This window comes from Geomonas diazotrophica, assembly GCF_018919385.1.
In the GTDB taxonomy this organism is placed as follows: domain Bacteria; phylum Desulfobacterota; class Desulfuromonadia; order Geobacterales; family Geobacteraceae; genus Geomonas; species Geomonas diazotrophica.
This window is the reverse complement of record NZ_JAHLMF010000001.1, coordinates 424,901-438,495: the sequence shown is the minus strand read 5'-3', so window position 1 is coordinate 438,495 and position 13,595 is coordinate 424,901. Positions and strand designations below refer to the sequence as shown.

The 13,595-nt window shown below is 64.2% G+C and carries 8 protein-coding genes; 7 read left to right on the top strand and 1 reads right to left on the bottom strand.

From position 1 onward, the window contains the following. Positions 1–42: 42 nt before the first annotated feature. Complete coding sequence (gene ligD, locus KOM00_RS01730; protein ID WP_216497103.1) at positions 43–2,703, bottom strand: DNA ligase D; 2,661 nt, start codon at positions 2,701–2,703, stop codon at positions 43–45. A 149-nt stretch (positions 2,704–2,852) separates the two neighbouring features. Between ligD and KOM00_RS01725 the strand changes: the two genes are divergently transcribed. From KOM00_RS01725 to KOM00_RS01695, 7 genes are all read left to right on the top strand, one after another. Beyond that, on the top strand, positions 2,853–3,032 hold the full coding sequence (locus tag KOM00_RS01725) for an SAP domain-containing protein (protein WP_216497102.1): 180 nt from the start codon (positions 2,853–2,855) through the stop codon (positions 3,030–3,032). Between the two features lie 25 nt (positions 3,033–3,057). After that, a complete protein-coding gene (locus KOM00_RS01720; protein ID WP_216497101.1) occupies positions 3,058–3,222 on the top strand; it encodes a hypothetical protein in 165 nt (54 codons plus the stop codon). Between the two features lie 108 nt (positions 3,223–3,330). Continuing rightward, entirely contained in the window at positions 3,331–3,771 is a 441-nt protein-coding gene (locus KOM00_RS01715) for a ferritin-like domain-containing protein (RefSeq protein ID WP_216497100.1), read from the top strand. A 301-nt stretch (positions 3,772–4,072) separates the two neighbouring features. Then, the gene (treZ, locus tag KOM00_RS01710; protein WP_236026674.1) at positions 4,073–5,917 is read left to right on the top strand and encodes a malto-oligosyltrehalose trehalohydrolase; all 1,845 of its coding nucleotides are present in this window, start codon (positions 4,073–4,075) and stop codon (positions 5,915–5,917) included. Between the two features lie 10 nt (positions 5,918–5,927). After that, on the top strand, positions 5,928–8,378 hold the full coding sequence (locus KOM00_RS01705) for a DUF3536 domain-containing protein (RefSeq protein WP_216497098.1): 2,451 nt from the start codon (positions 5,928–5,930) through the stop codon (positions 8,376–8,378). A gap of 12 nt (positions 8,379–8,390) precedes the next feature. Further along, the gene (locus KOM00_RS01700; RefSeq protein ID WP_216497097.1) at positions 8,391–11,354 is read left to right on the top strand and encodes a malto-oligosyltrehalose synthase; all 2,964 of its coding nucleotides are present in this window, start codon (positions 8,391–8,393) and stop codon (positions 11,352–11,354) included. Positions 11,355–11,608: 254 nt separating this feature from the next. Then, positions 11,609–13,588, top strand: a complete 1,980-nt coding sequence (locus tag KOM00_RS01695) for an alpha-1,4-glucan--maltose-1-phosphate maltosyltransferase (protein ID WP_216497096.1) — start codon at positions 11,609–11,611, stop codon at positions 13,586–13,588. The last annotated feature ends 7 nt before the right edge of the window (positions 13,589–13,595 follow it).

Genomic DNA, 13,595 nt, shown 5'->3' with positions numbered 1-13,595 from the left:
TTCTTGCTCCGCTTCTCATTGCCCGCCGTCCGTTGCCTTGGCCTACCGGCGCTCCAGGTTCTCGATGCATTGCTCCAGGTCGATCCCCGGCCCCAACACCCCTGCGAACAGGTCGCCCATGTGTTCCAGTCGCCGTGGCATGGTGGCGATGGTGAACTGGCCGGGGTCGAGACCGGGTTTCACCTCCTCCCACCTGAGCGGGGCCGAAACGGTTGCCCCCGGCCTTGGGCGGATGCTGTACGGCGCCGCCAGGGTCTGTCCCGGCTTGTTCTGCAGGAAGTCGAGGTAGACCTTTTTCTGGCGCAGCTTCGGGCTGCGCAGGATGCTGGTGAAGTCGGGGACCTTGTAGTGCACCAGGGTGGCGATGACCCTGGCGAACTCGCCCGCGGCGTCGTAGTCGTACTTGGCCCCCAGCGGCACGTAGATGTGGATGCCGGTAGCGCCGGAGGTCTTGGGAAAACCGATGGCGCCGGCCAGGTCCAGGACCTCCCGGACCGCCAACGCCGTCTCGATCACCTTTGCGAAAGGGATGTCCTCGGGGTCGAGGTCGATCACGAAGTAGTCCGGGTAGTCGAGGTGCTGCAGGCGTGACAGCCAGGGGTTGATCTCGATGCAGCCGAGGTTCGCCATGTAGACGAGGGTGGCCTCGTCCTGGCAGACGAAGAACTTGATGTTCTTGTCGACGTGCTTTGAGTAGATCTCCCGGGTGGTGATCCACGAAGGGGGGAGCTCGCCCGCCTCCTTCTGGAAAAAGCCCGGCATAGTGATGCCGTTGGGCGTGCGGTAGAGCGATTCCGGACGGTCGACCAGGTGGGGGAGCATGGCGTGGGCCATGGCCCGGTAGTAGCTGATGACGTCCCCCTTGGTGTACCCCTGGTCCGGCCAGAACACCTTGTCCAGGTTGGAAAGCTCGAGGCGGTGGCCGCCGAGTATCAGCAACTCTTCCGCCCCTTTCTTTCCGCTCACCCCTTTCTTCCGGTCGGCCTGGCGCGGGAGGGAAGGGGGTTCCGAAGCGGCGGCGGGCTGCGGCGTCACCGGGGGCGAAACGACCATCTCGCGCACCACGCTCTTCGGGTCCTTGTCCTCCCTGAGCCCCAGGTAGATGGGGTGGCGCATCACGTTCTCGGCGGTCCATTCGGAAAACTCCACCTCGCAGACCAGCTCCGGCCTTACCCAGGTGATGGGCATGTCCGACGCAACCGGCTGCTGGAAAGGGGACTTTTCCTGCGCCAGCGGTTGCAGCAGGTGGTACATCTCCATGAGCCCCGCCTCGTCAAATCCCCCTCCGGCAAAGCCGATGCAGACCAGCCGGTCTTCCTCGAAGACCCCGAGCACCAGCGCGCCGAATCCTTTACGGCTGCGGCGCGGCTGGGTAAAGCCGCAGATGACCGCCTCCTGCTGCAGTCGCACCTTGATTTTCAGCCAATCCTTGCTCCTTCTTCCCGCCTGGTAGGTGCTGGTCGCGCGCTTGGCAAGGAGCCCCTCCAAGTTGTTCTGGCGCACCAGTTCGAAGAACTGCCTGCCGTACTCCATGACGTGGTCGCTGTAGCGGATGTCGGGCAGGTCGGGAAGGTCGGGAAGGAGGGCGCGCAGCCTCTCCTTGCGGGCCAAAAGGGGCTGGTTGCGCAGGTCAACGCCGTTTAGGTAGAGGAGGTCGAAGACGAAGTAGGCGATGTTGCCGCGCCCGGTTCGCCGGTAATTTTGCAGCAGTTGGAAGGAGGAGCGGCCGCTGTCGTCCAGCGCCACCACCTCGCCGTCCAGGACAGCCTCGACACCGAGGGAGGCGAGCGCCGTAACCACGGTGGAAAATTTTTTGTTGAAGGAGAGGTTGTTGCGCGAGTAGAGAGCGACTTCGCTGCCGGAGACCTCGGCAAGGGCGCGGTAGCCGTCGAGCTTGATCTCGAAGAGCCAGTCGGGGTCGTTGAAGGACTCGGCGGCGGAGGTGGCCAGCATGGGGGGCAACTGGTGCGGCATGGGGGCGCCGCCTCTCACGGTGGACGAAGCGGACCCGGCGGACCCGGGAGACCCGGGAGACCCGGGGGAACTGGGGGAGGGGGGGTGGGGGGAAGCCGGTGAGTCGGTGCCTGCCGGCTCATCCTGCACCTGCGCGGCGGGGCGTCGTGGCATCCTGCCGGCGCGCACGTCCTCGATGGTGGCGTTGCTGACCACGGAACGTTCCTGGAGCGTCACGTCCTCGGTCCCGGCAAATTGATCCTTTTTCTTGATCAGGAGCCAGGAGTTCCCCTTGTCCCCCTTGATCCGCACCAGGGCGAATTCTCCGTTCAGCTTCTCCCCGTGCAGGACGAACTTCAGGTCCCCCTTCTGCAACCCCTCGCGCAAAAGCTGGAGACTTAGTTCCGGCTCCTTCGTCGCCGCGGCATGGAAGGTGCCGGCGTCCCAGATGATCACCTCGCCGGCGCCGTAGTTCCCTTTCGGAATGACTCCTTCGAAATCGCCGTACTCGTAAGGGTGGTCCTCCACCATCATGGCCAGCCGCTTCACGGAGGGATCGAGCGAGGGGCCCTTGGGAATCGCCCAGCTCTTCAGCACCCCGTTGATCTCCAGGCGAAAGTCGTAATGCAGGTGGGAGGCGGCGTGCTTGTGGACCACGAAGCGCAGCGTCCCGACGGACCTTTCCACCTTCCCGGCGGGCTCAGGCGTCCTGTTCAGGTCCCTCTTGCGCCGATACTCTTCCAGTCCCATGAGAACACCTCCTTCGGCTGCACATGAGTCTATCACAGCAGCACGACGCAGGGAGATTGACAAAAGAGGACCGGCGGCTAGATTATTAGACGTTGCCAATTCTGGAACAAGATCAAGGCCCACTGCGGCCACTAGAAAGGAGAAGAAGCATGAAGGTCCAGGACATCAAGGAGATCGCACAAAAGATGGCCATCCATTGCGGGAAGCTGAAAAAGGGCGAGCTGATCCGCCTGATCCAAGTTACGGAAGGGAACAACGCGTGTTTCGACTCGGGGCAGTCTTCCCAGTGCGGGCAGCAGGGGTGCCTCTGGGCGGAGGACTGTAACTGACGACCGGCCGAAAGGGGAGGCGCCGATGGATTTCGACTACACAAAATACCAGTACATTCCGGAGTGCAAGGACGGCTGCGGCGCCATAACCGACTGGTTGAGCAGCAGGGAGATGGCGCGCGAGGCGGGGGAAAACCACCACAAGTCCACGGGCCAATGGATCCTGCTGGAGAAGATGAGGGAGGAATAATTCGTCATGTGATGAGAACTCATGCGGACTGCAGGAGGGAAGCGCAGTTTACCCGCGGCCATACGGGCCGCGTGCAAACAAATACCAAAATCTGATCCGGAGGAAAGCATGAACAGAGACGACATTCTCGACCACTTGGAAAAACTGATCCAGCTTGACGTGGACGCGACCCACGCCTATGACCAGGCTATCAAGAACGTGAAAGAGGTGGTCATCAAGGACAAGCTCATCCAGTTCCAGGCGGACCACCGCAAGCACATCGACCTCCTCTCCGCGAAGGTGCTGGAACTCGGGGGGACCCCACCGGAACTGACCTCGGACTTCAAGGGTTTCCTCATCTCCGGCTTCACCGCCCTGCGCAGCCTGACCGGCACCAAGGGGGCGCTAGAGGCGATGGAGAGCAACGAACGCCTGACCACCAGCCGCTACGAGGAAGCCTCCAAGCTTGACTTCCCGGTGGACATCTCGGCCATCGTGCGCGCCAACTACGCCGACGAACAGCGCCACCTCTCCTTTATCCGCGAAGCACTGCCGACGCTGCGCAAGTAATCCCGAAGGCTGACAAAGGCATCACTGCGGTTTAAGCCCGCGCGGTTTCGCCGATGATAAGGGAGCCCGGGTCCGGCCGGATTCGGGCTCCCTTTGTTAAGCGGGGCGGGCATGCTCTTTGCGTGGATGTTTAATGAATTAAGCGTGTTTAGCGGCCTTAACCTCCGAGAACGCGCGTCCCTGGGTGTGTTGACACGGGGGGGCTCTCATGTATCGTTGAGGAGGTTTGCGCGGTGGGTATGCGCCCCTGGCGGGGAGGTGACGGGGCGGGAGGTGGCGTATGGTTGCGAGCGGATGGCGGATGGAATTAGGTGCCACGGTGTTGAGGGAAGGTGGCGTTCAGTTCCGGGTCTGGGCCCCGAAGTCCACGGCGGTAAACGTCCTGATCCTCTCGGGCAAGGCGGCGGGGACGGTGCCGATGCAGCCTGAGGGGAAGGGGTACCACTCGGTGACCGTACCCGGCGTGATCGACGGGGACCGCTACCTTTTCCAGCTGGAATCCGGCAAGACCTACCCCGATCCGGTCTCGCGTTACCAGCCTGACGGGGTGCACGAGTCTTCCCAGGTGGTGGACCCGGGGCTTTTCCACTGGACGGAGGAGGGGTGGCAGGGCATTTCCCTGGTGGATTACCGGATCTACGAGATCCACGTCGGCACCTTCACGAGGGAAGGGACCTTCGAGGCGGCCATCGAGCACCTCGAGTACCTCGTGGAACTGGGAGTCACCGCCGTCGAGCTGATGCCGGTCTCCCAGTGCCCGGGTACGCGCAACTGGGGCTACGACGGCGCGTACCATTTCGCCCCGCAGCACAGCTACGGCGGCCCCGACGGGCTGAGGCGCCTGGTGCAGGCCTGCCACCGGAAGGGACTCGCCATCCTCCTGGACGTCGTCTACAACCACTTCGGTCCGGAGGGATGCTACCTCGACGAATTCGGTCACTACTTCACCGACAAGTACCGCACCCCCTGGGGGCGGGCCGTGAACCTGGACGGCGCCGAAAGCGACCCCGTGCTCGAGTACTTCCTCGTCAACGCCGGGTACTGGATCAACGAGTTCCACTTCGACGGGCTGCGCCTGGACGCCGTCGACTGGATCTTCGACCAGACGCCGAAGCCGCTTTTAAGGCGCCTGGCCGACGAGGTGCACGCGCACCGGGAGCGCCTCGGGCGCAAGATCCACCTCTTCGCGGAGAACGACACCAACGACGTCCGCCTGATCAACTCCCCGGACAAGTGCGGTTTCGGCTTGGACGCCCAGTGGTGCGACAACTTCCACCACGCCCTGCGTGCGCTGCTGACCGGGGAGACCACCGGCTATTACGAGGATTTCGGGCAGTTCGCGCAGCTGCAAAAGGCCTTCAGCGAGGCCTTCGTCTACACCGGCGAGTACTCCCGCTACCGCAGGCGGCGCCACGGCGGGCCGACCGAGCGGCACCCGGGGTTCCAGTTCGTCGTCTTCTCCCAGAACCACGACCAGGTCGGAAACCGCAAGTGCGGCGACAGGCTGAGCGCGACCCTCCCCTTGAACCAGCTCCTTCTCGCCGCCTCGGCGGTGATCCTTTCCCCCTACCTCCCCCTTCTCTTCATGGGGGAGGAGTACGGCGAACGCGCACCCTTCCACTACTTCATCGACCATGGAGACCTGGAGCTGGCCGAGCAGGTGTTCAAAGGGAAGCTGGAGGAGCACCCGTCGGGGGTGTGCGAGGGGGAGATTCCGGACCCCTCGGCGGAGGATACCTTCCTGGAGTCGAAGACCAGCGTGGGGACGGTGAAGGAAGGGGAGCAGGCGGTGATCCTCGCCTTCTACAGGAAACTCTTCTCCCTGCGCAGTTCGCTTCCGGCGCTGCAGGTCTTCCAGCGCGACGGCATGGAGGTCTCGGGCCTGCCGGAACAGAAGGTGCTTTTTTTCAGGAGGTGGATGGAAACCAACGCCGTCGTCTGCCTGTTCAGCTTCAGCAACATCCAGCAGGATGTCCCGCTTCCCCTCCCCGGGGGGATCTGGGAACGGGTGCTCGACTCCTCGGCCCTTGAGTGGCGCGGGCCGGGAGAGGAGACGCCGGAGCGGATCGAGGCGGGGGAAGGAGGTTCCCGCGGTATGGTCAGGATCAACCCCTTCAGCGTGGTCGTGTACAGCGCGAAGCTTTGAGGAGGAAGTCATGGCGCAGGAGAACGATACCCAGCGTTACGTCTGCATTCACGGTCACTTCTACCAGCCTCCCCGGGAGAACCCGTGGCTCGAGGCTGTCGAGATTCAGGATTCGGCCTTCCCCTACCACGACTGGAACGAGCGCGTCACCGCCGAGTGCTATGCGTCGAACGCGGCCTCCCGCGTCCTGGACGGCGACAGCCGCGTCATGAACATCTCCAGCAACTACGCGAAGATCAGCTTCAACTTCGGTCCCACCGTCCTCTCCTGGATGGAGCAGGCGGCCCCGAGGATCTACCAGGCGATCCTCGACGCGGACAAGCAGAGCATGCAGTGGCGCTCCGGCCACGGCTCCGCCATCGCCCAGGTCTACAACCACATGATCATGCCGCTTGCGAACGCGCGGGACAAGCGGACCCAGGCGGTGTGGGGCATCGCGGACTTCGAGAAGCGCTTCGGGCGCTTTCCTGAGGGGATGTGGCTCGCCGAGACCGCCGTCGACCTCGAGACGCTCGACATCCTCGCCGAGCTCGGGATCAGGTACACCATCCTGGCGCCGCACCAGGCCGCGGCCTATCGCGCCGTCGGCGAGGAGGAGTGGCTCGAGGCGGAGATCGACCCGACCCGCGCCTACCTCTGCAACCTCCCATCCGGCCGCACCATCAGCCTCTTCTTCTACGACGGACCGATCTCCCGCGCGGTCGCCTTCGAGAAGCTCCTGGAAAGCGGCGAGGCGCTCGCCAGCCGGCTCGTCGGCGGCTTCACCGAGGAGCGTGACTGGCCCCAGCTCATGCACATCGCCACCGACGGCGAGACCTACGGCCATCACCAGAAGTTCGGCGACATGGCCCTCGCCTCCTGCCTGAACCACATCGAGAGCAACAACCTCGCCCGGCTCACCAACTACGGCGAATACCTGGAGCTTTGCCCCGCGCAGACCGAGGTGCGCATCCACGAACGCACCTCCTGGAGCTGCGCACACGGGGTTGAGCGCTGGAACAGCGATTGCGGCTGCTCCGGCGGCATGCCGGGGTGGAACCAGCAATGGCGCCAGCCGCTGCGCGCGTCCCTCGACTGGCTACGGGACCTGCTGGCGAAGGGGTTCGAGCAGAAGGGGCGTGAACTGTTCAAGAATCCCTGGCGGGTGCGGGACGCCTACATCGAGGTGATCCTGAACTGCGGAATGGAGGTGGCGGAGCAGTTCCTTTCCAGGCACGCGCTGCGGGAGCTTACGGCAGAGGAGAAGATCAAGGCTCTCAAGCTATTAGAGATGCAGCGCCACACCATGCTCATGTACACGAGCTGCGGCTGGTTTTTCGATGAGCTCTCCGGGCTTGAGACCGTGCAGGTGATCGACTACGCGAGCCGCGCGCTGCAGCTCGCCGGGGGCGTGGTTGAAGGACCGGTGGAGAAAGGGTTCCTGGAGCGGCTCAAGGAGGCGAAGAGCAACATACCTGAATACAAGGACGGACTCTGGATATATCAGAACTTCGTGCTCCCGATCCGTCTCGACCTGGTGAAGGTCGGCGCCCACTACGCCTTCAGCTCCCTCTACGAGGATTACGAGGAGCATTCGCAGATCTACTGCTACGCCATCGCCAGGGAAGAGTACCACAAGATCGGCACCCCGGACGCCGTCATCGCCATGGGACGCATCCATGTGGCGAGCGAGATCACCGAGGAGAAGGCCTGTCTCACCTTCTGCGTGATGCGTCTGGGGAGCCACGATTTCAAGGGGGGGGTGATGGAGGGCTGCGACCAGCAGGGGTATGCCGCCATGCGCGAGGAGTTGAGCGCCGCCTTCGACAAGGGGCTCTACTCGGACCTGGTGCTCCTCATGGACAAGCACTTTGGCACGCACAGCTTCTCCCTTTTGAACCTCTTCAGCGACGAGCAGCGCAAGATCATCGGGGAGATCATAAACCGCAACCTCGAGGAAAGCGTCGCGAGCTACCAGGAGATGTACGAGCGCGTACGGCCGCTGATGGAGTTCGTCAAGGAGACCGGGGTGCCGGTCCCCCACGTCTTCATGGCCGTGGCCCAGCCGGCCCTGAACGAGGCCCTGAAGCGCGCCATGAGCGAGGAGGACGTGGACGAGGAGGGGGTGCGACGCATCGTGGGGCAGATCCGGAAATGGGGCGTGGGGATCGAGGGGCCCGAGACCGAGTACTACATGCGGCGCCACCTGGAGAAGCTCTCGGCCCAGTTGCTCCAGGACCCCTCCGACCTCAAGGTGATGGGCAGGATGCAGAAGTACATGGAACTTCTTAACGAGATCCCGGTCAACCTTGTGCTGTGGCAGCTGCAGAACGACTATTACGACCTGGCGAAGACCGTCTACCCGGAGTACCTGGCGCGTTCCAGCAGCGGCGAGGAGGGGGCGAGCCTCTGGTTCGATGCCTTCAAGAAGCTCGGGGACATGCTGCACTTCAACCTCGACGCGGTACTGCCGCAGGGATAGACGGGGGATGCGATGGAACGCCAGCCACGCCAGCCGCAGGCACGTATACCCAGCGCCACCTACCGTTTGCAGTTCAACGCCGGCTTCACCTTCGCCGACGCCACCAGGATCGTCGGCTACCTGCACGACCTCGGCGTGAGCGACGTGTACGCCTCCTCCTACCTTGCGGCAAAGGAGGGGAGCGTGCACGGCTACGACGTGGTGAACCAGACCATCCTCAACAGGGAGCTCGGCGACGAACGGAGCTACCATGCCTTCGTGGACGAGCTCGCCCGCCACGGCATGGGGCATATCCTCGACTTCGTACCGAACCACATGTGCATCGAAAGCGGGGACAACATCTGGTGGATGGACATCCTCGAAAACGGCATGAGCTCCCCCTACGCCAACTTCTTCGACATCGACTGGGCGCCGGTGAAAAAGGAGCTGACCGGGAAAGTGCTGCTGCCGTTTCTGGGAGACCAGTACGGCAAGGTGCTGGAGAGCGGCGGGTTGCAGCTTCTGTTCCGCGACGGCGCCTTCTTCGTCCAGTGCAATGCGCTGCAGATACCGATCGAGCCGCGCAGTTACCTCCAGATTCTCCAACACCGCCTGGACGTCCTGAAGGAGAGGTTTCCGCCGGACGCCGCGCCGGTCCAGGAGCTTTTGAGCATCGAGACCGGGCTGCAGCATCTCCCTCCCGCCACCGAGCAGGACCCCGAGAAGATGGGCGAGCGCCAGCGGGAGAAGGAGATCATCAAGAAGAGGCTCTGGCAGTTGTGCCAGGATGCGCCCGAGGTTACCGAGTTCATCGCGGAGAACGTCAGGATCTTCAACGGAGTAAAGGGGGAGCCGGGCAGCTTCGATCTCATGGACCAACTGCTGCAGGAGCAGGTCTATCGCCTCTCCTACTGGGGGGTCGCCACCGAGGAGATCAATTACCGGCGCTTCTTCGACATCAACGCGCTGGCGGCGATCCGCATGGAGGACCAGGCGGTCTACCACCTCACCCACGGGCTGCTGTTGCGGCTGATCCGCGAGGGGAAGGTGACCGGGGTGCGCATCGACCACGTCGACGGGCTCTACGACCCCGTTTCCTACCTGCAGAACCTGCAAAAGAGCGCGTACCTGCAGCTCTGCGGCTGCGGCCAGGGGGGAGAGGGGGACGACGGCCCGGAAGGGGAGTATTACCGGGAGCTGGAGCGGGAGCCGTACTACCAGCCGCTTTACGCGGTGGTGGAGAAGATCCTGATGAAAGGGGAGCAGCTCCCGGAACAGTGGCCGGTGGCAGGCACCACCGGTTACGAGTTTTTGAACAGCGTGAACGGCATCTTCGTGGACACCGAGGCCGCCAAGCAGTTTGACCGCATCTACGACCGCTTCGTAAAACGCGTCTCCGACTTCACCGAGATCGTCTACGAAAAGAAGAAGCTGGTGATGCAGGTCTCGCTCTCCGGTGAGGTGAACATGCTGGCGCACCAACTGAACAACATCTCCGAGCAGGACCGGCTCACCCGCGACTTCACCTTGAACAGCCTGGCCCGTGCCATCAGCGAGGTGATCGCCTGCTTTCCGGTCTACCGCACCTACGCGAATTCCCCCTCCGTGCGCGACAAGGACATGCAGTACATCGAGGCGGCGGTGTCCAAGGCCAAGCGGAGGAACCCGGCCATCAGCGGCTCCGTGTTCGATTTCGTGCGGGACGTGCTCCTTTTGAAGGCTCCTGAGCGCGCCGCCGAGGAGAGCCGCCGCACCTGGCTCTCTGTTGCCATGCGTTTCCAGCAGATCACCGGGCCGGTCATGGCCAAGGGGCTGGAGGACACCGCCTTCTACGTATACCACCGGCTCATTTCCCTGAACGACGTCGGCGGGATGCCGGGCAAATTCGGAACCACCCTGGACGCATTCCACGGCCAGAACCTGGAGCGCAACAAGAACTTCCCGCACGGCATGATCACCACATCCACCCACGACTCCAAGCGCGGCGAGGACGTACGCACCCGGATCGACGCCCTCTCCGAGCTTCCGGAACTCTGGCAGAAATCGGTGGTGCGCTGGAGCCGGATCAACAAGGGGCGGGCCAGCCTGATAGACAACCAGCGAGTCCCGGACCGCAACGAGGAGTACCTGATCTACCAGACCCTGCTCGGTGCCTGGCCCGCGGGGGAGATCGACCAGGCTGGCTACGAGAGCTTCAGGGGGAGGATCAAGGAGTACCTGATCAAGGCCTTGCGGGAAGCCAAGGTCAACACCAGCTGGGTGAGCCCGAATGCGGCTTACGAGGAGGCGGTGCTTGGTTTCGCGGACGGCATCCTGGAGCAGTCGCCGGGGAACCTGTTTTTGCGTGAGTTCCGGTCGCTGCAAAAGCGCCTGGCCCGCTGCGGCGTTTTCACCTCGCTGTCCCAGGCCCTCCTGAAGATGACCGTCCCGGGAGTTCCGGACTTCTACCAGGGGACGGAGCTGATCGAGTTCACCCTGGTCGATCCCGACAACCGGCGCCAGGTCGACTACGGCGCGAGGATCGTGGCGCTGCGGGAACTCCGGGTGCGCGAGGCGGAGATCGGCGCGCAGGCGCTCTGCCGGGAGCTTCTGGAGCGAAGCGAAGACGGCCGGATCAAGCTCTTCCTCATCTACCGGGTGCTGAACTACCGGCGGCAGAACCGCGACCCGTTCGATTTCGGGGAGTACCTGCCGCTCGAGGCAAAGGGGGCGCGGGAGCGGCACGTCTGTGCCTTTGCCAGGAAGGGAGGCGAAGGTGTGCTCATCGTGGCGGCGGCGCGGCTGGTGGCGACGCTCATGCCGGAGCCGGAGAGTAGCCCGCTGGGCGAGGGGGTGTGGCAGGACACCGTGCTGCTGCTGCCGGAAGGCGCGGCCCCGCGGTACCGCAACGTGGTCAACAGTCAGCCGGTAGAGGCAAAGCGGCACGGGGGACGGCCGGCGATACCTCTTGCCGTCTTGTTCGGCGAGGTGAGCGTGGCGCTGCTGGAGCCTGCCTAGCTGATCCCTCACCCCCGCCCCTCTCCCGGAGGGCGAGGGGGGAATGGCCCCCGACGGCCAGGGGGACTTGGACGTCACCCGACCTATCCTCTCTTCGACGGCGAGGGGGTCATGGACGTCACCCGCCTTATCCCCTCTCCGACGGCAAGGGGACTAGGACGTCCCGCCTGATCCCCTCTCCCTCCGGGAGAGGGTGCCCGAAGGGCGGGTGAGGGCGGTGCCGCGGATGCAGCCGTTGAAGACGAGGTGAGCCTATGGAAGGGAGAGCCCGGATAGCCATCGAGATGGTGCACCCGCAGATCGACTGCGGCAGGTTCGCCGTGCAGCGGATCGCCGGCGACGAGATGGTGGTGCAGGCAGATGTCTTCAGCGACGGACACGACGAGGTCGTGGCTCTGCTGCTGTACCGCCGGATGGGGGAGGAGCAGTGGCAGGAGAGCGTGATGCGGCGCCTGAACAACGACCGCTGGGAGGGGAGCTTCGTTCTGGGCGAGCCCGGCTTCTACCAGTACACCTTGATGGGGTGGGTCGACCACTTCCGTACCTGGCAGAGGGACCTGCAAAAGCGGTTCGAGGCGGGGCAGGACGTGGCGGTCGACCTGAGAATCGGCGCGAAGATCCTGGAGCAGGCAGCGGGGGAGGCCAACGCGGAGGATGCGGCAAGGCTGCGGGAGGCGGCCGCGGCGCTCTCGGCGGAAAAGGACCAGGAAGGCGCGGTGGCGCTCGGGCTGGAGACCCGGCTCGCCGACCTGGTGAGCACCTGCTGCGCGCGCGGGCTCGCCACCCTCTACCACAAGGAGCTGGTGGTCAGGGTGGACCGCAAGAAGGCGCTCTTCAGCAGCTGGTACGAGCTCTTCCCGCGCTCGCTGGGCGTTGAGGGGCGCCACGGCACGCTGCGGGACTGCATCGCGCTCCTCCCTGACATCGCGATGCTCGGCTTCGACGTCCTCTACCTTCCCCCGATCCACCCCATCGGCTCCAGCAAGCGCAAGGGAAAAGCCAACGCCGTCGAGGCCCAGCCGGGCGACCCCGGCAGCCCCTGGGCCATCGGCTCCGAGGCCGGAGGGCACAAGACGGTGCACCCGGAGCTCGGCACCCTGGACGATTTCCGCTACCTGGTGCGCGAGGCGGAAAGGCACGGCATCGAGATCGCCTTGGACCTCGCCTTCCAGTGTTCGCCCGACCATCCCTACCTGAAGGAGCACCCGGAGTGGTTCACGTGGCGCCCGGACGGTACCGTGCAGTACGCGGAGAATCCCCCCAAGAAGTACCAGGACATCGTGCCGATCAACTTCGAGACCGCTCAGTGGGAGGAGCTCTGGGAGGAGCTGAAGTCCATCGTCTTCTTCTGGATGGACCAGGGGGTGCGCATCTTCCGGGTGGACAACCCGCACACCAAGCCTTTCCCGATGTGGGAGTGGCTCATCGGCCAGGCCAAGGAGAAGTCGCAGGACGTCATCTTCCTGGCCGAGGCCTTCACCCGCCCGAAGATCATGGCCCGGCTCGCCAAGCTCGGCTTCACCCAGTCCTACAGCTACTTCTCCTGGCGTAACAGCAAGGGAGAGCTGACCGAGTACCTGACCGAGCTGACCCGCGGCGACACCAGGGAGTTCATGCGCCCGAATTTCTGGCCCAACACCCCGGACATCCTCACCGAATACCTGCAGTACGGGGGGCGCCCCGCCTTCATGATCCGGCTCGTGCTCGCTGCCACGCTCTCCTCAAACTACGGCATCTACGGCCCGGCTTACGAGCTCTGCGTCGGGGAACCGGAAAAGCCCGGCTCCGAGGAGTACCGCGACGCCGAGAAGTACGAGATCCGGCAGTGGGACCGGGAGGGGGGCGGCAACATCCGCGAGCTGATCGTCATGCTGAACCGGGTCCGCCGCGATCACGCGGCGCTGCAGCAGACCAACAACGTCACCTTCCTCGCGGCCGATGACGACAGCGTCCTCTTCTACGCCAAGATCGCCGAGCAGAAGAAGGGATCGCTCCTGGTCGCGGTGAACCTGGATCCCTTCCGGGTGCGCACGGCGCGACTCAGCCTGCCGCTGGAGCTGTTCGGCGTGCGGCCGGGGCAGTCGTACCTTCTGCACGACCTGATCGGCGGCGATCACTCGATCTGGCAGGGGGAGACCGCCACCGTGCGGCTCGACCCGCAGATCAACCCCGCCTGCATCTACCGGATCAGCACCTGGCAGCGCCGGGAGTCCGACTTCGACTACTACTTCTAGCAGGGGT

Coding starts and splice junctions, on each gene's coding strand:
- treZ (WP_236026674.1), top strand. CDS start 4,073: ATGGAATTAGGTGCCACGGTGTTGAGGGAAGGTGGCGTTCAGTTCCGG.
- KOM00_RS01700 (WP_216497097.1), top strand. CDS start 8,391: ATGGAACGCCAGCCACGCCAGCCGCAGGCACGTATACCCAGCGCCACC.
- KOM00_RS01695 (WP_216497096.1), top strand. CDS start 11,609: ATGGAAGGGAGAGCCCGGATAGCCATCGAGATGGTGCACCCGCAGATC.
- KOM00_RS01715 (WP_216497100.1), top strand. CDS start 3,331: ATGAACAGAGACGACATTCTCGACCACTTGGAAAAACTGATCCAGCTT.
- KOM00_RS01705 (WP_216497098.1), top strand. CDS start 5,928: ATGGCGCAGGAGAACGATACCCAGCGTTACGTCTGCATTCACGGTCAC.
- KOM00_RS01720 (WP_216497101.1), top strand. CDS start 3,058: ATGGATTTCGACTACACAAAATACCAGTACATTCCGGAGTGCAAGGAC.
- KOM00_RS01725 (WP_216497102.1), top strand. CDS start 2,853: ATGAAGGTCCAGGACATCAAGGAGATCGCACAAAAGATGGCCATCCAT.
- ligD (WP_216497103.1), bottom strand. CDS start 2,703: ATGGGACTGGAAGAGTATCGGCGCAAGAGGGACCTGAACAGGACGCCT.